Annotated in this window: 21 protein-coding genes; 9 read left to right on the top strand and 12 right to left on the bottom strand. The window is 39.5% G+C overall.

The features are described 5' to 3' along the window. The first annotated feature begins 24 nt into the window (after nt 1-24). From KO525_RS11210 to KO525_RS11200, 3 genes are all read left to right on the top strand, one after another. Nucleotides 25-1,074, top strand: coding sequence for an ABC transporter ATP-binding protein (locus KO525_RS11210; protein WP_215963909.1), 1,050 nt, complete (start codon nt 25-27; stop codon nt 1,072-1,074). 192 nt (nt 1,075-1,266) lie between these two features. Then, nucleotides 1,267-1,605, top strand: coding sequence for a P-II family nitrogen regulator (glnK, locus tag KO525_RS11205; protein WP_215963908.1), 339 nt, complete (start codon nt 1,267-1,269; stop codon nt 1,603-1,605). A gap of 11 nt (nt 1,606-1,616) precedes the next feature. Further along, complete coding sequence (locus KO525_RS11200; protein WP_215963907.1) at nt 1,617-2,879, top strand: ammonium transporter; 1,263 nt, start codon at nt 1,617-1,619, stop codon at nt 2,877-2,879. Between the two features lie 597 nt (nt 2,880-3,476). On the opposite strand, the gene KO525_RS11195 is transcribed toward KO525_RS11200, so the two are convergent. From KO525_RS11195 to KO525_RS11180, 4 genes are all read right to left on the bottom strand, one after another. Beyond that, complete coding sequence (locus KO525_RS11195; protein ID WP_215963906.1) at nt 3,477-4,385, bottom strand: phosphatase PAP2 family protein; 909 nt, start codon at nt 4,383-4,385, stop codon at nt 3,477-3,479. Between the two features lie 2 nt (nt 4,386-4,387). Then, nucleotides 4,388-6,052: a glycosyltransferase family 39 protein gene (locus KO525_RS11190; RefSeq protein WP_215963905.1), complete on the bottom strand. Its 1,665-nt coding sequence runs from the start codon at nt 6,050-6,052 to the stop codon at nt 4,388-4,390. Nucleotides 6,053-6,054: 2 nt separating this feature from the next. After that, nucleotides 6,055-7,170 carry a glycosyltransferase family 2 protein gene (locus KO525_RS11185; protein WP_215963904.1) on the bottom strand — a complete coding sequence of 372 codons (1,116 nt, stop codon included), beginning with the start codon at nt 7,168-7,170 and terminating at the stop codon, nt 6,055-6,057. A 144-nt stretch (nt 7,171-7,314) separates the two neighbouring features. Then, a complete protein-coding gene (locus KO525_RS11180; RefSeq protein WP_215963903.1) occupies nt 7,315-8,235 on the bottom strand; it encodes a lysylphosphatidylglycerol synthase domain-containing protein in 921 nt (306 codons plus the stop codon). Nucleotides 8,236-8,604: 369 nt separating this feature from the next. Here KO525_RS11180 and KO525_RS20005 point away from each other — a divergent pair, with 369 nt between their 5' ends. The 3 genes from KO525_RS20005 to KO525_RS11165 all read left to right on the top strand — a co-directional run bounded on the left by KO525_RS20005 (nt 8,605) and on the right by KO525_RS11165 (nt 12,715). Further along, a complete protein-coding gene (locus KO525_RS20005) occupies nt 8,605-11,367 on the top strand; it encodes an ATP-binding protein (protein ID WP_215963902.1) in 2,763 nt (920 codons plus the stop codon). Between the two features lie 86 nt (nt 11,368-11,453). Then, on the top strand, nt 11,454-12,203 hold the full coding sequence (locus KO525_RS11170; RefSeq protein ID WP_215963901.1) for an SIMPL domain-containing protein: 750 nt from the start codon (nt 11,454-11,456) through the stop codon (nt 12,201-12,203). A gap of 140 nt (nt 12,204-12,343) precedes the next feature. Further along, nucleotides 12,344-12,715 carry a helix-turn-helix domain-containing protein gene (locus KO525_RS11165; protein WP_215963900.1) on the top strand — a complete coding sequence of 124 codons (372 nt, stop codon included), beginning with the start codon at nt 12,344-12,346 and terminating at the stop codon, nt 12,713-12,715. Between the two features lie 104 nt (nt 12,716-12,819). Here the strand turns inward: KO525_RS11165 and KO525_RS11160 are convergent, their stop codons facing one another. The 3 genes from KO525_RS11160 to KO525_RS11150 all read right to left on the bottom strand — a co-directional run bounded on the left by KO525_RS11160 (nt 12,820) and on the right by KO525_RS11150 (nt 14,825). Further along, nucleotides 12,820-13,170, bottom strand: a complete 351-nt coding sequence (locus tag KO525_RS11160) for a RidA family protein (protein ID WP_215963899.1) — start codon at nt 13,168-13,170, stop codon at nt 12,820-12,822. Between the two features lie 158 nt (nt 13,171-13,328). After that, nucleotides 13,329-14,048 (bottom strand): pseudouridine synthase, encoded by a 720-nt coding sequence (locus tag KO525_RS11155; RefSeq protein WP_215963898.1) that lies wholly within the window; start codon nt 14,046-14,048, stop codon nt 13,329-13,331. A 105-nt stretch (nt 14,049-14,153) separates the two neighbouring features. Next, entirely contained in the window at nt 14,154-14,825 is a 672-nt protein-coding gene (locus tag KO525_RS11150; RefSeq protein WP_215963897.1) for a 2OG-Fe(II) oxygenase, read from the bottom strand. Between the two features lie 281 nt (nt 14,826-15,106). Between KO525_RS11150 and KO525_RS11145 the strand changes: the two genes are divergently transcribed. From KO525_RS11145 to KO525_RS11135, 3 genes are all read left to right on the top strand, one after another. After that, complete coding sequence (locus KO525_RS11145; protein WP_368668245.1) at nt 15,107-15,349, top strand: DUF1993 family protein; 243 nt, start codon at nt 15,107-15,109, stop codon at nt 15,347-15,349. Beyond that, the gene (locus KO525_RS11140) at nt 15,334-15,504 is read left to right on the top strand and encodes a DUF1993 family protein (protein WP_215963895.1); all 171 of its coding nucleotides are present in this window, start codon (nt 15,334-15,336) and stop codon (nt 15,502-15,504) included. Before KO525_RS11145 ends, KO525_RS11140 begins: the two co-directional genes overlap by 16 nt. Before the next feature lie 272 nt (nt 15,505-15,776). After that, a complete protein-coding gene (locus KO525_RS11135) occupies nt 15,777-16,847 on the top strand; it encodes a family 16 glycosylhydrolase (RefSeq protein WP_252736582.1) in 1,071 nt (356 codons plus the stop codon). 140 nt (nt 16,848-16,987) lie between these two features. On the opposite strand, the gene KO525_RS11130 is transcribed toward KO525_RS11135, so the two are convergent. From KO525_RS11130 to KO525_RS11110, 5 genes are all read right to left on the bottom strand, one after another. Further along, the gene (locus KO525_RS11130) at nt 16,988-18,160 is read right to left on the bottom strand and encodes a tetratricopeptide repeat protein (RefSeq protein ID WP_215963894.1); all 1,173 of its coding nucleotides are present in this window, start codon (nt 18,158-18,160) and stop codon (nt 16,988-16,990) included. 124 nt (nt 18,161-18,284) lie between these two features. Further along, nucleotides 18,285-18,626: an antibiotic biosynthesis monooxygenase gene (locus KO525_RS11125; protein ID WP_215963893.1), complete on the bottom strand. Its 342-nt coding sequence runs from the start codon at nt 18,624-18,626 to the stop codon at nt 18,285-18,287. Nucleotides 18,627-18,728: 102 nt separating this feature from the next. Continuing rightward, nucleotides 18,729-19,040 (bottom strand): YkgJ family cysteine cluster protein, encoded by a 312-nt coding sequence (locus KO525_RS11120; RefSeq protein ID WP_215963892.1) that lies wholly within the window; start codon nt 19,038-19,040, stop codon nt 18,729-18,731. Nucleotides 19,041-19,187: 147 nt separating this feature from the next. After that, nucleotides 19,188-19,382, bottom strand: a complete 195-nt coding sequence (locus KO525_RS11115; protein WP_215963891.1) for a DUF4177 domain-containing protein — start codon at nt 19,380-19,382, stop codon at nt 19,188-19,190. A gap of 235 nt (nt 19,383-19,617) precedes the next feature. Then, a complete protein-coding gene (locus KO525_RS11110; protein WP_215963890.1) occupies nt 19,618-20,052 on the bottom strand; it encodes a group II truncated hemoglobin in 435 nt (144 codons plus the stop codon). Nucleotides 20,053-20,449: the final 397 nt, after the last annotated feature.

Here is a 20,449-nt window from a genome sequence, read left to right as displayed (position 1 = left end):
AGTTAACACGTAGTTGGAAATGTCATGTCAGTTTTAAACATTCAAAATCTCGAAGTAAGTTACCAGAACCAACCTGTCATTAAAAAATTGAACCTGCAAATTGAGCCAGGTGAAATCGTGGCATTATTTGGTCCTTCAGGCGGCGGCAAGAGTACCGTTCTTAAAGCCGTTGCAGGACTGCTTGAAGACGTTTCAGGGACGGTAAATATTGGCGATACATTAGTACTAAGTGACAAACTCAACTTGCCAACGGAAAAGCGCAATGTCGGTCTGATATTTCAAGACTACGCGTTGTTTCCGCATTTAACCGTTGAAGAAAATGTTGCGTTTGGGTTAGGTCATTTACCTAAAGAAGAACGCTTAGAGCGCGTAACAGAAATGCTGGCGCTTATTAAATTATCCTCAAGCCGCGGTAAATACCCTCATCAGCTGTCAGGTGGACAGCAACAAAGAATCGCCATCGTTCGAGCGCTTGCCTGTAAACCAAATATTTTGTTGTTCGATGAAGCATTTTCCAACATCGACCCGCAGTTTCGGTTCGAGTTGATTGCCGATATTAGAACCTTGCTTAAAGACCAAAATACCTCCGCGCTTTTTGTTACACATAACCAAGATGAAGCTTTTGCTTTTTGTGATCGTATTGCGGTATTAAACGAAGGACAAATAGAACAAATAGATACAGCCGAACGTTTATTTAACTATCCTAAAACACGGTTTGTCGCAGAGTTTTTAGGGGAAGGGCTATGGCTTAGAACGCAAGTAGCGTCTGCGCATAGGTTATCGTCAGAACTTGGCGAAATAGCTTATTGCGGTGAATCATCAATAGAATCTATGGTTGGACAATATGTTGATATCTACCTGCGACCACATCATTTACGTTTAGAATTTAGCCTAGATTCAAAAATAAAAGTAACGAAAGAACGATTTGTTGGCCAGTACTTTGAGTCGACTATCGAATGGTTTGGGCAGTCTATTAAAGTCCGAACTGTGTATTCTTTTCTCGATAAAACCGTAAAAATCAAGGTGGATACAAACGTATCTGCGGTCTTTTTAGAACACCCTAGTGCCCCTTAAAAACGCATAAATTTCTAATCCTATTCCTGCACCAAATTGACATTGCTAAACGCCCCATATTGGGGCGTTTTTTGTTATCTAGTTAGTGAAAAAACCAAAAACCTCTTTTATATCAAGTATTTAAACTTGTGGCACTGATCTTTCTTAATACAATGCGATAAAATAATAAACAAAAATATAAAGGAAACAACAATGAAACTGGTCACTGCCATAATCAAGCCATTTAAACTTGATGATGTACGCGAAGCCATCAGTGAAGTAGGCGTAGAAGGTCTTACTGTTACTGAAGTTAAAGGTTTCGGTCGTCAGAAGGGTCACACTGAATTATACCGCGGCGCGGAATATCAAGTCGACTTCTTACCTAAAGTTAAATTAGAAATCGCAACTTCAGACGAAAACGCTGAGCGTTTAGTTGAAGTTATCGCAGAAGCTGCCAACACCGGAAAAATTGGTGACGGTAAAATATTTGTATCAGAGTTAGTTCAAGCGGTACGTATTCGTACTGGTGAAACTGACGGCGAAGCGATTTAAGGAGTCGGATCATGGAACAAAATATATTTCACTTACAATATGCTATGGACACATTCTATTTCTTAGTTTGTGGTGCTTTAGTCATGTGGATGGCTGCTGGTTTCTCAATGTTAGAAGCTGGTTTGGTTCGTTCGAAAAACACAACAGAAATTTTAACAAAGAACGTTGCGCTATTTGCAATCTCTTGCATCATGTATTTAGTTTGCGGTTACGCAATCATGTATGACGGCGGTATCTTCTTATCGGGTATCGAAAGCGTTGACGTTGATGCGACATTAGGCGAATTTGCTGCACGTGAAGACGGTTTTGTTGGTGGCTCTATCTACTCTGGTGCTTCTGACTTCTTCTTCCAAGTTGTGTTTGTTGCAACTGCTATGTCAATCGTATCTGGTGCGGTTGCAGAGCGTATGAAACTTTGGGCATTCTTAGCATTCGCAGTTGTAATGACTGGTTTCATCTACCCAATGGAAGGTTCATGGACTTGGGGTGGACAAGAAGTATTTGGTCTTTACTCTCTGACTATGGTTGACTTCGCAGGTTCTGGTATCGTTCATATGGCCGGTGCAGCTGCTGCTCTTTCAGGTGTATTATTACTAGGTGCTCGTAAAGGTAAATACACTAAAGAAGGTAAAGTTAACGCAATCCCAGGTGCGAACATGCCAATGGCAACATTAGGTACATTCATCTTGTGGATGGGTTGGTTTGGCTTTAACGGTGGTTCAGTTCTTAAACTTGGCGATATCGGTAGTGCAAACTCTGTTGCGGTTGTTTTCTTAAACACTAATGCCGCGGCTGCTGGTGGTGCGATTGCTGCTCTAGTTCTAGCTGCTATCTTATTCAAGAAAGCTGACCTTACAATGGCACTTAACGGCGCGTTGGCTGGTCTAGTAACAATTACTGCTGAGCCTTCAACTCCTACACCATTACAAGCAACATTGTTTGGTGCTTTAGGCGGTATCTTAGTTGTTATCTCAATCACGTCGTTAGACAAAGTTAAGATTGATGATCCAGTTGGTGCGATTTCTGTTCACGGTGTTGTTGGTCTACTAGGTCTTCTATTAGTTCCAATTACAAATGGCGACGCAACTCTAGGTGGTCAAATCATCGGTGCAGCAACTATCTTCGGATGGGTATTCGTAACTAGCTTCATCGTTTGGTTCGCACTTAAAGCTGTGATGGGCATCCGTGTTACTGAAGAGCAAGAATACGAAGGTGTTGACCGCTCTGAATGTGGTATCGAAGCTTACCCTGAGTTTGTTGGTTCTTCGAAGTAACATTTGAAACTACACAAACTAAGATTTAATAAAGGAATGAAAAATAGGAACTAAATGGATTTAGGTAACATGGAAGTTACAGTTCCTAGCGGCGATATAAACAGAGTCGCATAGTAAATCTTTATCAAAGCCCACTCATTGAGTGGGCTTTTTTGTATCTAGCCCTCACCATAATTGAGCTCTAAGTGGAGTTTCATGCTGATTAGAAACGGGATATAACACCCTGTTTGATATCTCCAAATGTTCAACACTAATTTGATTATTGACCCACCGTCACTTTAATTGACTGGTTTACAACATGTTTTTTAGTATCTCAAATTGGGATATTGGGAAATTATTAATTTTATATTTGACACAAATAAAGACTTAGAAAAAACCGTTGGGCATTCTAGTTTCAGGAAAGCGCTGGCATTTCAATTTGATTAGTCCCAAATTTGCTGGCGCTTTCCTACCATTAACAGAGTCCCTTACTGGCAACACAACTGTAAATAACCGTTTGTCAGCAATGAAAAGAGTAATTCAAACAGCACTTGCTATTTAGCCGGCCTATTTGAGTAACTGATACCAAAACCTATAATATCTACAAATGAGCCAATATTAGTTATTTCGTTTTATTTTATGAATTTTATGTGGCAAGTGAGTACTTGCTAGTGTTTTAGTTATGACGTTGTTTAATCCGTAATCTTTAATCACAACAAACAAAGTGAACCAAGCTAAGAGCTTTGCAAAATCCGCTGCGAGTGGATAGCCCCCATCATGTTGGAATAAACTTAAGCCTGCCGCGAAGAGTAAGGTCAGCAGGAGCAAATGAATAACGAGGTTAAATCCAATAGTGAATCGCTGACATATCGTCACAGCTAAAACGGTAGAAATGAGGCCTAGTGCAGACCCGATTAAAATGTCAATTGGCCAATGAGCGCCGACAAGTACCCGACTTAGAGAGATTGTCATACCAAATAACAATAGCCAAAGCTGTGTTTGTTTGCGGCTCGAAAAGTACATCAAGGTAGCGACAAAAACAAATATGGTTAACGAGTGGCCTGACGGAAAGCTACCGAGATAAACCGGCTTTCCAATAATATAAAACTCAGTTGACGCTAGTACAGATGCGGGCCGCAACATAGCAAAGTAGTCTTTCATTCCATGGCTTATCATCATGCCAATTATGGCGGCAACAAATACAACCCACAAAGTTGCTGGGTTCTTACGTGCAAAAAATAGCATCAAAGCCAATGCGACGGTGGAATCTCCTAAAAAGGTTATTATTTGCAACAAACTTTCAGGTAAATACCCAGACACATTATTGATGGTTTGAAACCCTGTATGGTAGCCATTTGACGCAAATAAAATGGCGGAGATGGCAATAAAGGCTATTGCAGTATGGAGCAACGACAGTAACTTTTTCGATTGAAAATTGAGAATGAACAAGCGCTTTGAAACGGCAAGTTCCTGACGTAATTGGGCAAATTTCAGATTAGAAATAATTTGTTGAAATAACGAGGTCATGATTACTTCTTATCGCTGAGTGGCAATGGTTGTCGGGACTTAAATGTGGAAAACAGAGTTGTCGGTACGGCTGATGTCGACATCCTAAAAGCTGACTGAGCAAAGTTAATATCAACTAAAACAATACCGCCTTGCTTAAAAACAACCTGAAGCTCAGCGACAGGAGTTAAATCGGCTATGGCGAGTTTAAGCTCGGCAATTTTGTCTATTTTAGTAAACACCCGATCGCCAATTTGTGGTGAGCGAGTCGGAGTGACTTGCTCTCGATAAACACTAAAACTCGGCATTCTTATTTGATACGCAATTATGGGTTTGTTTTGAGGGTTTTTATGTAACGCAGCGTTATAAACTGGAAGTTGCTGCAAACCGGCAATGGCTTCGATCAGTAGGGTGAAAACAAAAATAGATTGAATAACACCAACATAGATGGTTCGATTTGCCATCGTATCTTTAATTAAAAACGTTAAAGATAATGCGAGGCCAAGCAAAATACCGCTGCATACTAAATATCGAACATTAAAAAACTGGTCGTACTGTTTTAGTAGCGCCATGTCGTAAGACAAATTGTCAGTGACAAAATACGGAAACAGTAGTGGCAATATCGCACATATAAAAATAAATATTAAAGGGAACGCCAATCCCGCTATGTGACGTAACAGCTCGGTACGATGGTGAGCGATAATTAAAACAATCCCTGGTAAACCATACAACACATAATGGGGAAGCTGAGTTTTTGACAGCGAAACAAGGGTCAAAACGACTAAAAACCAGATCAGCAAAAATTGTTCTAATGGCTTTTTCCAGTACGTTTTAATTCGATAAAATAGCGCAAATAGGGCGCTGGAAAACGGCAATAAAATAACAGGCAACAAGATAAGATAGTAATATAGTTGGCCGCCATGCTGTTCTTTGGTTTGGCTAAATCGATTGAGGTTGTGCTCAAAAATAAAACCATGGAAAAAGCCCAGTCCTTGCTCTTGATAAACCATAATTAACCAAGGACTCACCACAACTAGCAATACGATCCAACCCAATGGGTTAACCAAAGCACGAAAAAATAAAGTCAACTTTCCCTGTAAGGCAAAAGCTATTACACCAGTTAACAAAGGAATGAGTACCGCGACAGGGCCTTTTGTTAATAATCCTAACGCCATCCAAAAATAAACAGAAAGTAATAAAATACGACTAGGGTTTTGGCTAAATCGCCACATATTAAATAGGGTAAGTGACACAAAAAGATTTAGCCAAGCGTCAGCTGTGCCTGCTCTTGCAATGATCATTACCCACAATATTAAACTCATCGCGGCGACAAAATAGCGTGCACTCGATTCATCCCATTGCTCTTTTGCAAAGCGATATCCAGCCAGCAGCCATAAAGAACCTGCCAAAGCTGAAGGCAATCTAACGGCCCATTCATTTAAGCCAAAGATGGATATTGATATCGCCTGCATCCAGTAACTGAATATTGGTTTATCGTACCGTGGTTGTCCGTCTAAATACGTCGCAGAAAAATTGCTTGTTACCAGCATTTCCCGTGTTGCTTCGGCAAACGCGCCTTCATCAAGGTCAAATAACGGCACCCCACCAAGGTTGAGAAAAAACGCAATAAATACCACGAGTAGCAAAAATATCGGGTTTTGAACGAGGTCACATTTAACTTTGAACATAGTTAACATGTGCCTGTTTTTACTTCATTTGAGCTGTTCGTCGATGTATCGAGTTGGCTGTGGCTCGGTGCTGACCAGCATGCATCCGCCGGCACGACTACTGAGTTTCTAATGCTGTACCCTTTAGTATTGGTCGATTGGAATAAAACGCGAGACATGATTTCGGCTAATACGCCTGTTGTTAACATCTGTAGCGCTGCTATTAAGAAGAGGATCCCGATGAAAAACATTGGGCGACCGCCGATGTCTTCGCCTAATATAAATTTTAGACCGGCGAGATAACTCATGATTAGCCCACCAATGGTAAGCAATGTCAGGCCTACATAGCCAAAAAAGTGACCGGGACGTGCTGCAAATTTAATAAAAAATGACACGGATAATAGGTCGAGTAATACTCTAAATGTTCGAGATAACCCATATTTTGATTCACCAAATTGACGACTATGATGAGTCACTTGAGTTTCCCCAATGCGCGAAGGTTTTGTCACCGACGCAACCCAGGCCGGAATAAAACGATGCATTTCGCCAAATAATCTAATCTGTTTAATCACACCCGCACGATAGACTTTAAGGCTACAGCCATAATCTTTGAGTTTAACGCCGGTGATCTTAGCGATAAGTTTATTGGCTATTTTTGAAGGTAGTTTTCGCAGTAACCAATTGTCTTTTCTGGCTTTACGCCAGCCTTGCAACATATCTAAATTACGTTCTTGTAACTCACTTACCATGCGCGGAATATCAGCAGGATCGTTTTGAAGGTCGCCATCCATGGTTACGATGATGTCGCCACGAGCCACGTCGATACCCGCTTGCATAGCAGCGGTTTGGCCAAAATTTCGTTGCAATTCCACTATTCTAAAATGTTCACCAAACTGCTTATTTGCGCTGTGTAATTCACTGAGTGTTGCATCTGGGCTGCCATCGTCGACGCAAATAACTTCCCAGTTAAACTGTGTTGGGCCCAGTGCATTTTGGATCCGAGTAAATAGGGGATGGATGTTGTCCTGCTCTTTATACAATGGCACAACAAGCGACAGGTTTATTTTAGATGTTGGAGACACATGTGAACTCGAGTTCGAGCGTGTCGTTGGTTGAGCATTGGTGGCATGAGAGGTCATGTTAATTCCGTTGACTGCTGTTATTTGCAACAAATCTATGAAATTAACGTGACATTAAGTTGAACGGGAAGTTAACAACAGTTGAACCTCAAATGACAATTTGGTGACATTAAGAGCTGCGTTGGAATCTTAAACCTTCGGTTTTTATTTGGCCGTTTTTAATGTCGTAGGCACTATTAGATGTAAGCAATAACCAATGAATGTTGCTAAGGTTGCCACAAAGATTAGATAAAGGTGTAACTGAACAGCGGCCTGCAATAATGCGTCAGTCGTCGCTCCAGTTTGCAACCCACCCAATACAAAAGCCCCCTCAAAGGTGCCGGTGCCAGCAAACCCATGTATCGGCAAAATGGAAGATAGGTCGGCAATAATGATACTCATCAGTGCATCAAAAGCAGGTAAACCACTGGCGAATATACAAAACAACACAAAGGCCAGCAGTTTAAGTGCCCAAATGCCCCATGTTGTAATGGAAATTAAGGCGAGCTGATGTTGGTTATCACTCAGTTGTTCTAGGGCTAAAGCAACTCTTTGGCCAACTGAAAATCGAGTTTTTTTTAATGTAATGGAAATTAAAGAGAGTAAATACGGTGCTGCCCAGAACATGAGGGTAATGACCACTAAGCAAGGAATAAACATCATAGGCACTGTGACTAAACAAAGCGTCAGGACAAATATACTCAATAAAACAGCGAGATCGAGTAGCCTAAACAACAGTAAATGACTGCTTGATGTGACGTAATCGATTGCAAAATGTTGTTTTATTAACAGTGGAAAGCTTGCTTCTCCTAGACGCATCGGCATCAATATGTTCCATAAATTATGGCTAGTGGTGATGTAAAAAACAGTGACGGACGCGTTGCTAGGCAGTTGTAAACTCCAACGAATTCGCCACATTCTTAAAACGTAGTTGAGAATGCTCAAGGCAACTAACCCACTAAGAGTTTGTAACGGGATATCCGCTAAACTGACAATAATTGTTCGCCAGCCAATATTTTTTTCAGTGATATATATAGTGGCAATAAAAATTAGAAAAGAGGCTAGGTAAAAGAATATTTTTTTCATAACAACAGAGTTTACCTAGAGCCTTTTACATTATTGTGACAGTTTACCAGCCGTTTCTAATAACTCTCTAATAATACTTAAATCGTGTTTTTCTTAGATATTACTTAACTACAATATCGAACTAAACGTAAACACAAAGAGTCAATTACTCTCAACTGCACAAATCAATTTGTTAAGTTGCTTGTAGTCATAATAAATTCAACTAATTTGCCTTTTGTCGTGAAATTTATTAGGCAAAAATTGGCAATTAAATTTGTCGAGTAAAGTAATAATGGTTATGGTGTAGAGTAACTTTGCAAAGGTTGTATTTTATTTGTGTTAGAAACTATAAAATTTGGAAATCTCTCGGCGTTAAAAAAACTCCTTATAGTGAGCCTAATAATTTTCGCCGCACTCGCTAATTACTTCCCTTTACCATTGTTTTCTGGTGCGTCACTGATCTTTGGAAACGTCATTGCGGTGGCGTTGACTATAGTATTTGGCGGCGTAATTGGAATTATCACATCCGTAATTGCCTCCTGTGTGACTTACCTCAATTGGGGACATTTTTTGGTTGTCCCGCCATTTTTATTTGAAGTATTAGTTGTCTATTACTGCGTTCGTAAGTCTAAGTCTCCACTCACTTGGGGCGGGATTTACTGGGTTACATTTGGGGCAGCGACCGTCGCATTTTTGTTTTTTAGTTTCACAGATTATCTTTACATTACTAAGGTCGCAATTGTCATCAAGTTCGTTGTAAACGGCGTCATAAACTTACTTATTGGTTTTGCGTTAGCCCATGGTTTAAGTATTTGGATAAAAGGTCGAGTATTACGACCTTTACGTTTAAGCTCGTTCATTTCTTTAAGCGTTATTTATTCGGTTACTTTTGCTGTATTTGCAAATGCTTATTTTTGGCTAAATCAAACTCAAAATGAAAAATTAAGCGAATTGCAAACACAACTCTCGTTAGAATCTGAGCATGTTGCAGCGCAGGTGAGAAGATACTTTTCCAGCGGCAAGCGTAGTTTGCAAATTTTAGCAAAAACCCATGACGACAATTCTACCGACGTACAAAACAGTCGACTGCAAATAGTCGCAGAGCAACATCCTGATTTTTTAACGATGTTAGCGACGGATAAATTAGGCAACATTATCGCGGCTTATCCCTCCTATTTAATGGATGGTGTCGGGCAGAATACAAATGTTAGCCACAGAGATTATTTTATCGATGCAAAATTACAATCTAGGCCAGTTATTTCAGACGTATTTATCGGCACGGGTTTTGGGAACGATACGATTGTCGCTCTGTCGGTGCCGATTATCAAAAACGACAGCTTTGCTGGGATCTATGAGGCATCGTTAGATCTGTCAATTTTTGCTGACTTTGACCGTCGACGCATCGACGAAAGCCAAACAATGATTGTACTAGATGACAAAAATAAAGTGGTTTTCAGTTCCAGTCCTTTGCAACTTGAGTTGTTACAGGACATGTCTAATTCGTTAATGTTTAAGCACATTGCCGATCCAAAAAATTATTACTTCAAAGATGAACTCGGCGATTACCTTATAGTTGAGAGTTCAACCGTTGAAGATACGGGGTGGCAAATTATGGTGCTATTACCTCGAAACCTCTACGAACAACATATTTCTAAGATGGCTGTTGGGTCACTTTCGATCTTAGGAATATTTATCATTGCGTTATATTTCATCATGTTAACAGTGGCCAGAAAAGTCAGTAGACCAATAATGGAATTGACCAAGACAGTGGCTAGTGCCTCAGAAAACAAAAATTTTGAACAGATGAAACTTGATATTAAATCGTCTTTTATTACCGAATTTAATCAGATGATCCCAATTATTCAGCGTTTTTCAGAAACGTTAGGGGACACCTTAAATAAAGTCCGATTGGCGACACTCGAAACTCAGTCGGCGAATCAGCAGTTGGCTGTTTTGAATAAAAACTTAACAAAAATAGTCGCAGATAAAACCCATGAATTAGAAATTGCGCTCTATGAGGCGAATCACGCAAATAAGGCAAAATCAAAGTTCTTGGCCAATATGAGTCATGAAATCCGAACGCCAATGAACGGCGTATTGGGGATGTTGGAATTGCTGACGTTTACCGATCTTGATGAAGGGCAAAAACATAAAGTCGATATAGCCCAAACCAGTGCTAAAGCGCTTTTAAGTTTAATCAACGATATTTTAGATTTATCGAAACTTGATGCTGGGAAAGTCTCGTTTGAAAAAATGGATTTTGCGCTAAGTGCGCTCGTTGCAGAAGTTGCTTCTACGCAAAAATACTTGTTGGAAGGTAATGGTGTTGAATTGGTTCTTGATTTTGATCAAGCTGATCCGTTATGGAGCGTAGGTGACCCAATGCGAGTTAGGCAGGTACTTACTAATTTGCTTTCAAACGCGATTAAATTTACAAGCCAAGGTGAAATCCGAATTAGTTTAAAAACTGAGTTGACAGGCCAAGTTCGAAAAGTTGAATTATCAGTATTAGATACTGGAATAGGTATCGACGACAGAAAAATTGCCTCATTATTCAGTGCCTTTACTCAAGCAGATGAATCGACAACACGAAAGTACGGTGGAACTGGATTGGGATTATCCATATCTAAACAGTTGTGCGGGCTAATGGGAGGTGATCTCAAAGTGACGAGCACTGTTGGAGAGGGCAGCAACTTTGTCGCCTCTTTTGTATTCCCAGTTGGTAAAGAGAAAATCAAAGCTGCACCGATTAAAGTTCAAAGTTCGGATATTGAACTCTCAGGGTTAAACATCCTCTTAGTTGAAGATAACAAGATTAATCAGCTCGTTGCGCAAAATCTGTTGACCAACCTTGGTTGTATTGTAACCGTTGCTAACAATGGACTTGAGGCATTAGACGCCCTAAAAGATTTACGACGTGTTGATTTGGTGCTAATGGATTGTCAAATGCCTGAAATGGATGGGCTAGAAGCAACACAAATTATTAGAATTGGTGAAGTCTGCCCAGAAAACAAAAACATTCCAATTATTGCGTTAACCGCCAATGCAATGAAAGGTGATGAAGAGAAATGTTTGGCAGCGGGCATGAACGGTTTTATCGCTAAACCAATAGATACAGAAAAATTGAAATCAACAATTCAACAAGTTTTGTAGGCTATTTTTTTAATGGAGATGGTTACCTAAGCAATGCGCTTTGATAAGCAATTGCATTAATTTATTCATAAACAATGGAGTTGAATTTGAACAAATCAATATTAATACTCGCAGCTATTTTTTCTTTTAATGCATTGTCTGCACCTGAACTGAAAGGCAGCCCCGATGAATTAAAGCGATTTCTTCATCCTAGTGAAAATATCATTACGATAACAAGAACCGCCGAAGAAGTTGTGTTTAAGGACATTGCAATTATCAGCTTAGTGGCGACAACGGAAGATGATAAATTATCTGTAGCCTTAAACAAAAATTCTAAATTAAGAGCAAAAATTTCATCGGTGCTTACTAATGCCGGCATTGAATTGAAAAATATTAATAATTCTAAATTTTCAACGTCACCAGATTATGGCTGGTTTGGGGATAAACCTGACAGTTATAAAGTGAGCAACGTTATTGCCATTCGGATCAACTCAGAAAGCGCTATGGAAAGCATAGCAAAAGTGGTTGATCAAAATCGTGAAGTGACGCTGTTAAAAACAGAATACGAACATTCAAAAAAAGCAGAGTACATTGAAAAAGTAAAAGCTCAGGCTTTAGACAATGTATTGAAAGAAAAACAATTTTATTCAGAACAACTTGGTATTAAGTTGGTCCCCATTAGCTTTAGTGACAACAATGCAAACCCTGAACACGATATAGAAGTTATCGAAGTAATGGCGTATCGACGTTCAAAAGAAAAAAGCAATTATTCGTCAGACATAAATCCCATGTCTAAAGCCTCATTTGAAGAGCTGAAATACAAAGCCAAAGTATCTGTTAGTTTTAAGGTTGAATAATCAACAGCGCAATTGTTAGCGGCGTTTATCGAATTTAATGTCCGGTTGTCGTCGACAAAACAGCTTTTGTCGCCGTTTTGTCGTGTTTAATCACCTCAAAGACTGTCATAAATAGACATCAAACAGCACAAGGGAAACGGATGAGTATTCAACAGCGTCGATTGGGAAAAGGGTGGACTCAAGAAGAACTAGCCCTTCATTCAGGTTTAAGCGCTCGGACTATTCAACGAGTCGAGAGTGGAAAAAGTGTCGGTGCGGAATCTTTAAAGTGTCTTGCTGCTGTTTTTGAAACGTCAATTACAGGCTTAATTCAGGAGCAAAAGATGGACACGACAAAAAATTCAGAAACATCGGGGCCGGTAAAACTAAACACATTTGAAAAAGAAGCCATTAGGTTTGCTAAATCAATTTTTCAAACGCCGAAAAAAGAACAAGCTGACCCACTAACTAAAATTGAGCGCAAGGCGATTGATTACGGTAAAAGTTTACTAAAGAAATTTAAACAATCGTAATAGATTTAGCAAAACGATAATTAAGTGAGCCAATAGAAAATGCCGTATTTAAATAAATACGGCACTTTAGTTACTGCATAACTTAACGCGTTTTGAACCTGTAATTATTTTTCAGCAGCTATTATTGATATTTCCACTAACAGTGCTTCGCGAGCCATATTTGCGGTTACACAAGCACGTGCTGGTGCAAACCCAGTTGGCACCCAGTTATCCCAAACTTCATTCATTGCCGCAAAGTCAGCCATGTCTTTGATGTAGATTGTTGCGGATAATATGTGCTCTCTATCGCTGCCAGCGTCTGCTAACAAGGTATCGACTTTATCCAACATTGTTTGTGTTTGTTCGGTGATGTCTTTGCTCGCGTCCGCACAGACTTGACCACATAGATAAATAGTCCCGTTATGTTTAACGATGCGGCTCATACGTTGTTTGGTTTCGATGCGTTCTATTGTCAAAGGAATATCCTAGTGTTAAGAGTGTGTTGATTACGCCGATTAGAACAGAAAAATACAGTGGGCCAAAATAAGGTTCAATTTGACCTTATGGCGAATGGTTATAGTAGGTAAAGAAGCCAATGCAACAATTTTGAAATGTTCTACACCGTGATAATTATTTAGGGTTTTGAAATTTCACTGGTATCCGCTTCTTGCTGAAAATAATTGACTTCTGTTGGCGTCAAATATCGCCATTGCCCCTCTGGAATATCGAGTTCTAAGTTACCCACTTTTTCCCTATGTAATGTCACCACTTTATTTCTAACAGCAGCGAACATACGCTTAACTTGATGGTATTTACCTTCAGTAATCGTGAGTAATACTTCTTGGTCCGTGATCACTTCCAAAATTGCTGGACGCGTTGGCGTGTCTAAGCCATCCAACAAAACGCCATTTTGCAGTTGCTCGATTGCCTCTACCGTAATTGGATTGCGCAACGTCACTCGATATCGTTTAGGGCAGTGTGTATCCGGGGAAATAATATTAAACGACCAACGGCCGTCATCGGTAATTAATACCAAGCCTGTGGTATCTCTATCTAAGCGGCCAGCAATGTGTAAGTTGTCTTTGTCGCTAATATCGACATGGTGAAATAGCGATGGATAACGTGCGTCGACGTTTGAACTGATAAAACCTGCAGGCTTATGCAACATCAAATACCGTGAAGCTCGTGGTGTTAATAACTCACCGTCTAACGTAATCATGTTGTTTTCATGAACTTGATAGGCTTCATGTATATCAACGACGTTGTTTACGACTACTCGTCCTTCTGTAACGGCTGTTCGCGCTTCTTCGCGGGTAAGTTGGGTACTTTTACATATAAAACGGTCAAGGCGCATAGGGGCATAGTGAGAAGCTTAAAGTAATAGGCATTATAAACGTTTATAAAATGCAGGTCTTGCTCTTATTGATAGAGCAACCTGCAATTTAGGAAGAGAAAACGCCTAAACTGGAGGGTCAACTTTATTAGCAATCGAGGTATTAACACGAAACCAACCGGCGATAGAAAATCGGTCACGTTTGGCTTTTAGAACTTCGTGTGGAAACTCTTCACTTAAAAATACCACTACAGTGCCTAAACCGGGAATAACCTTAATGCCTTCGATGTCATCGTCTGATTGATAAAGTACGAGTTCGCCGCCATCTTCGCTTTGCCATTGAGAATTCAAATAAACAACAATCGACAATACTCTATTTGCTTCTCCGCGAAACGCGTCGTAATGCTTTTTGTAAAAATCCCCAACTTGATAATGCGCAAAGTGGCTTTCAAATGAAAATAATCCCAAAAAAAGGCGTCGATTTAGAAACAATTGAAGTTGTTTTGACCATTCAAGCCATGCATTTCCCGCTTGGGTTTCTCCGGTAATCCAACAGATTTTATCTTTGCGAACAAAGTTATTTAATAAGGTATCTTGCTGACGGCCGATACTGGCTGCAGAAAATTTTTCATCTTGAATAGATTGCGCGTGTGCGACTAACAGATCACATAGCTCAGGCGACAAAATATTTGGATTAATACTAAACCCTTTTTGATAAATATCTTCGGCAATTTGTGCAAACAGATCCGTATTCGACGGCGTGTCAGAAGATAGTGAGGATAATTTTATCGCTTCCAATTTAGTATTTACCTAGTTGCAGAGTTTAATATTGAGTGATCTTATATAATTTCGAACTTTTACCACAAAAAGGGTAATTCACATACGATTATTTAATTTTATCTACATTGGCTAAAATTCTTTAAATTACCTTAAACTGGCCCTATATATCACTCAAGTTGTGGTAACTGTCGATAAGCTGTCTTAAAGGCCCTTATTAAATTAATCTTGATGGAAAATACTATGTCAATCCAAAATATGTCTGTTATAAAAGCGATGTCGATTCGATTTTTTAACTTCGAATTACACCTGATATGTTGCCGTTTGGGACTCAAATAGCGTTTGTTTGCAATCAACCACGCCAGTTTTCCATGTGGTGTGCTGGGGAGGACGTAGACAGTTTTAATCCGGAAGTGACTTCAATGGCAACAGCTAAGGAGGTTATTCAAACAGCAAAAACGTTGGTTGAAAATATCACAGTGGATGATGCCCACTTAGAGCAGGTTAGCGCATTGCACTTGGTGAAAATATGGATATGGAGTTAGTGGGTACTTCCTATGTAAATGATTTTTTGGTCCCCAATTTATATTTCCACCTAACTACTGCGTATAATATTTTACGTTTAAACGGTGTCGATATAGGTAAAAAAGACTTCATGATCAACCTTGCTCCACACGTTCAACTTATCAAAGCCCCGTAACAAAATAATATATATCACTGTTATGGCCAGTCTTATCATCCATGGAAGCCTGGTCATATTGTCGATTTTAAAGATAGATAGTCCTTAAACCTTCAATCCTTACCTTTTTGTAGATCACTCTTAGATACCTAGATGATACTTTGTTACGCTATTTTTTAACTTCAAACATAATATGTTTAATAACATATTAACTATATTGCAATGCATAGTTAATTCAGCTTATGATGTGGCAACGTAATAATTTGTATGCTCAGTCAATAGGTCAACATAGAATGAATAACTTCACAGCATTTATCTTAATTTGCTCAACGCGCATTTTTGCAGGTGTGTTTACGAACAACATGCGTTGGTTCACCGTCTTGTCAAAATCTAAAGTAGTCTTAATTGCATTGGTAAGTAGTTTGAGTATTGCCGGTTGTGCGATGAAATCGCCTAAGCCTGTATTACCTTTTTCCGACCCTGAAAATACAGGTAAATGGGTCTTAAACACTGAGGTCAGCGACGAATTTGAATCCCCTCAACTTGATGAAGACCGTTGGTACATTGTAGGTAAATTTGAAGACGGTGTGCCCGTTTACAAACATCCAGATAAGCCAAACAAGAAGGTATGGAAAGGTCGAGCGCCTTCACAATTTTCTGGTAAAAATTATCGTCTAGAAGACGGTAAATTAATATTAGAAACTCGTTGGGAGCCGGACTTTCCATTTAGCGATAAAATTCACGTTCCTGTATTTGGCGATGCATTGCCCTACGAAAATCTAACAACGGCCTGCATTATTTCAAGGAAAGAGTTTAAATACGGTTACATCGAAATTAAAAGCAAAGCGGCAGATGCAGAAATCACTAGTGCATTTTGGGCGATGGGTGAAGGTTTAGAAATCGACTTTTTTGAGCAGTTTGGTGACCATCGTGATCAAGCTAAATTAGAGTTGGATAAAGAGTTGTGGTGGTCGGTAAGAGACTGGAGTAAAAATTCAAAGCAGCGAGGGAAGCCAACTTATACTGAACACAAAGATTTAGGGTTTCGAGTTGCGGATGAGTTCCACGTTTATGGCTTTGAGTGGGATGAAAACGGCATTAAGTATTATGTCGATGGCAAGCTTCTTTCAACGGTAACGGCGGATGACGTTCGCAAGTGGGCACTGGAAAACCGAGATACCAATCCAGGATACGATGGCTGGGTAGCGACGAAACCTATTAGTTTATGGCTAGACCAAGAAACCTTTCCTTGGCACGGTATACCAGACAGTAAAGAAGATTTAGAACTTAACAGCCCAGAAGGTAAAAAGGACGACGGCATTGTCGACTTTGAAATCGAATATGTGCGTGTTTGGCAAAAATAATTGACCCGTGTACTGATACCATTGGATAAATGTTGTGGGGGTTATGCTAATTAAGCATTATCCCCATTCGTCAGTTTTTTGCAGTTAATCCGTTACACTTGTTAAGTAAATTAATTCAAAACAAGTATAAAAGTGATGACTTAGTCTGCGACGGCACGATTGCGTTTTTGGTATTTATCTAATAATTTGGCGTGCTTGTTTTGATGCCATTTCCCTAAGGATTTTGATTTTTCAACTGCAATTTTTTGTTGCTCAATCGCTGCCTTTAGTTGACCGGTTTGAGCAAGAGCTGCGGCATAATTTGAATACGCATAGGCCGAGTTTGGGTACAGTGTTATTATCTTCAGATAGGTTTGCACCGCCTTGGATTTGTCGCGAGTTAATTGCGCAGCGGCAAGTTTGTTCAACGACCCCTCGGCTGAAACCGTAAAGCCATATTTTTTGTTAGACAACTCGGCATAATAATTAACGATTGCGTCAATGCCTTGTTGTGAAATGCTTGAATCAGCGCTTAAATCATTGTGATAATCGTCAAACAGCTTTTCAATTCCGTTTAATACTGTAAGCACTGGGCGAGACATATAATAATGGGGGTCGTCACTTTTTACCTCCCAATCTAAACCCTCCGGTGCGTATTTCTCTAGGATCTCTGCTAATTCTTCAACATATTGAACGTGTGCCTGTTCATATTGGTGTTTGCCTATTGTGAGATACAAAAATAGATTTTTATTTTTTAATAAAGGTAATTTTGATTTTGCATCAGCGACAATATTTAGAAAATCATTGCTTAATGTTGGGCTCGAAATTAAGTAGGCATTAAAGAGGTTTGGCTTATTTAACATCGTATACAAACCAAAAGCGCCATTACTCATAAAGCCACTATAAACCTTAAATCCGTTAGTCCGAAAGGTGTCATCGAGTTTCGGTAATATGTGCTGTTCATAAAGGTCTAAAAGCACCATATTTGTTGGTTCAGCGGCAGTGTCTTCAAATAGCTTGGCGTAACCAGGGTGATATGTTGCCGGTGTGACCACTATGCTTTCTAACCATGGCCATTCAGAGTTGTGACTTAACCAGTCGTGCATCCCGCTTAAATAGGGTTGACTCCGTGGATGGAGATCAAATATGACCACGTACTTTTTGTCTAATGCGGAGTAATAACTGGCGGGCAGGGTGACATTAAAATACATGGTTTGTTGTAAAATAGGCGCGTCAATTACGAGTTTTTCAATGGGATTAAGCGTATTGATTTCTACTGCAAAAATATTAATTGAATAAACAAAAAAGAAAATTGATGCCAGTCGTTTTAACATGGTTTGCCTTTGCTTAGCTTTAATATGCGATAGCCTTAAAATAACATCATTTTCAACAGTTAATACTGCGACGTTAATCTTTAGGATTCTATGGATTACTATAGTTAGTAGCTATAGTAAGTGATTATATTTCGGTTTTGTCAATTACAATATATTGGTCGGGGTTTACCTTGATGGGCTCCGGGAAGCCTTTACCTAAGACTTGTTTGCCATCTTTGTTTTTGCCTTCCGCATTTTTAAAACCAAGGTTTACCACAGCGTCAAAATGTGCCTTTGATGACCATACAACGGTATTAACATAATTAACTGAATCATCATTTTGACGGTTGATAGATTTATAAAACGTTGAGCTTACAAAGCCAGCTTGTTGGCGAAAATAGTCGATGTATTCATTTCTGACTTTTTCCGCTGTTTCTTCCATTCCCTTAGGCACCAAAATCGTATTAATTACGCTGATTTGTTCCATTTTTTGATCTCACTTAGTTGACTTTTAGCTTGTTCTCAATGACATGAAACGAATAGTAAATTATAAGGTTTAGCTGCTGCAACCACTCTGGTTAAGGCTTCACTAAGGTTTTGGGAGTGGCGTACCTAACTGTTCATGTCGTTCGACTTCACATTCATAAGACGCCATTTCAAATTCTCGGCACACCCAGGGACGTTTTTCATAAATCGTACACATATAGGTTTCTCGGTCTAGAGCAGAACACCAACCATCGGATAATTGCCGCATGGTTTCACCCCCCCATTGATCACGGGCAATATGTTGACTTGGCACGCCAGTATCGGTAATTAAAATCACCTCTAATTTACAACAGCAGGCCTCACAACTTGCGCAAGTAACCTCGTCGTTTGTTATATTTTTAAATTCTATCGTCATAGGCGCTATTTAAACATTGTTAAAGGGTTTGTAAAACACAATTAGTAAAACGCCTTCAAGTCTAGAGGTTGTGAATAAAGGCGTTAAACAAGGTATTGGGGACTGCCAGTTTATGTATTTTCATAACCCTTTTTTCATCGCATTTATTTATCGCAATTTTTTCATAATGCCGGCAAATTCCAATCCGCCTTCAAGCTCTCTAAAGTCGACGTTTACCAGTTCCCAGCCATCGGCACCAAGTTTATTTAAATAAGTTTCAACGTCTTCGCGTTTACGTCCTTTGAAGATACCACCGGTTTCAACATCGCGTGTATCGATAACTTTGTATTGGTATTTTTGCATCGTTATTATTTCCATATTGAAGGTTATTTTTTGCCGTATTTGCAGTGTTTGTCTGCGTTTAATAAATGCTAGGGCAAAGTAAATAGTACTGTGTTAATCAAAAACTAGTGTAACCATAGTTGTTGTACGAGGCGTTGCAACTCTTACTGTTAATACAGTTTTGATGCCTCGCTTCATTTTCTATAGCTTAGCGCTGTTTTAAGTTTGGGTTTTAGGTTTGGGCTTTTTATTTTAGTTATTGATTATTCAACGGTTGATTTCGAGCGGACGCCATTCGGATCCTCTCTGCTGGAATTCTAAGTTGAGTTATCAGATAGGCCTTAAATGACGAATGATATGGCTGGTTTTCAACAGCTTTTGCCATACACAATAACCAGGCTTCACTTTCTGCTTTGCTAACATGCAAGTGTTTGTGTGCGTTTGGAATGTTAATGCTGCCAAAATGTTCGGAGTATAATTTGGGGCCACCAAGCCAACCGGATAAAAAATACGTTAGCTTTTGTTTTGACAGCGTTAAATCTTTTGGGTGCATATCACGAATTTTCTTAGCTTCTTTTAAATTAGCCATATTGTGATAAAACTCGTCTACAAGTTGCGTAATTCCGGCGAGTTCTCCCGCACTTTTGTAAGAGTTGTCATTTACGCCATATTCACTGATGTTATTACTCATATTGTTTTGCCAACTCTCATACCTTCAGACTTGTTGCTGCTAATCCGGATGTTTTATTGAGCCATATTACAAAAGTAATTAATGATTCTACATGGCTTATTGTTTTCTTCTTTTAAAAAAAGTATCAGAGGGAAGAAAAGGTGCACATATTTCCACTGCGTCGCTCTTACTTTTCTCAACAGCCGCTCTTTGTTTCTAAGATCATGTAATCAAAAGGGCGCATTGTCGTAAATCACTAATCCTTATTTAAGATTTATATTATCGTCGAAGACGGGATGAAAGTATGTCCATAATTCGTCTGATGTACATCCATTTACTGACGAATTCCCTTCGTCCTTGCAGTGAACACCCATCCCTTGCAACGGCGTCCCCGCGGTTCACTTCGAGATATAAATCT

Origin of the sequence: Psychrosphaera sp. B3R10, from assembly GCF_018861025.1 — a bacterium.
GTDB lineage: Bacteria > Pseudomonadota > Gammaproteobacteria > Enterobacterales > Alteromonadaceae > Psychrosphaera > Psychrosphaera algicola.
This window is presented reverse-complemented; position numbering and strand designations above follow the sequence as displayed.

Bases quoted from the DNA above. Each gene is read 5' to 3' on its own strand.
- KO525_RS11125 (WP_215963893.1), bottom strand. From the start codon at position 18,626: ATGGAACAAATCAGCGTAATTAATACGATTTTGGTGCCTAAGGGAATG.
- KO525_RS11190 (WP_215963905.1), bottom strand. From the start codon at position 6,052: ATGTTCAAAGTTAAATGTGACCTCGTTCAAAACCCGATATTTTTGCTA.
- KO525_RS11165 (WP_215963900.1), top strand. From the start codon at position 12,344: ATGAGTATTCAACAGCGTCGATTGGGAAAAGGGTGGACTCAAGAAGAA.
- KO525_RS11185 (WP_215963904.1), bottom strand. From the start codon at position 7,170: ATGACCTCTCATGCCACCAATGCTCAACCAACGACACGCTCGAACTCG.
- KO525_RS11135 (WP_252736582.1), top strand. From the start codon at position 15,777: ATGAATAACTTCACAGCATTTATCTTAATTTGCTCAACGCGCATTTTT.
- KO525_RS11180 (WP_215963903.1), bottom strand. From the start codon at position 8,235: ATGAAAAAAATATTCTTTTACCTAGCCTCTTTTCTAATTTTTATTGCC.
- KO525_RS11155 (WP_215963898.1), bottom strand. From the start codon at position 14,048: ATGCGCCTTGACCGTTTTATATGTAAAAGTACCCAACTTACCCGCGAA.
- KO525_RS11130 (WP_215963894.1), bottom strand. From the start codon at position 18,160: ATGTTAAAACGACTGGCATCAATTTTCTTTTTTGTTTATTCAATTAAT.
- KO525_RS11200 (WP_215963907.1), top strand. From the start codon at position 1,617: ATGGAACAAAATATATTTCACTTACAATATGCTATGGACACATTCTAT.
- KO525_RS11195 (WP_215963906.1), bottom strand. From the start codon at position 4,385: ATGACCTCGTTATTTCAACAAATTATTTCTAATCTGAAATTTGCCCAA.
- KO525_RS11110 (WP_215963890.1), bottom strand. From the start codon at position 20,052: ATGAGTAATAACATCAGTGAATATGGCGTAAATGACAACTCTTACAAA.
- KO525_RS11140 (WP_215963895.1), top strand. From the start codon at position 15,334: ATGGATATGGAGTTAGTGGGTACTTCCTATGTAAATGATTTTTTGGTC.
- KO525_RS11120 (WP_215963892.1), bottom strand. From the start codon at position 19,040: ATGACGATAGAATTTAAAAATATAACAAACGACGAGGTTACTTGCGCA.
- KO525_RS11115 (WP_215963891.1), bottom strand. From the start codon at position 19,382: ATGCAAAAATACCAATACAAAGTTATCGATACACGCGATGTTGAAACC.
- glnK (WP_215963908.1), top strand. From the start codon at position 1,267: ATGAAACTGGTCACTGCCATAATCAAGCCATTTAAACTTGATGATGTA.
- KO525_RS11210 (WP_215963909.1), top strand. From the start codon at position 25: ATGTCAGTTTTAAACATTCAAAATCTCGAAGTAAGTTACCAGAACCAA.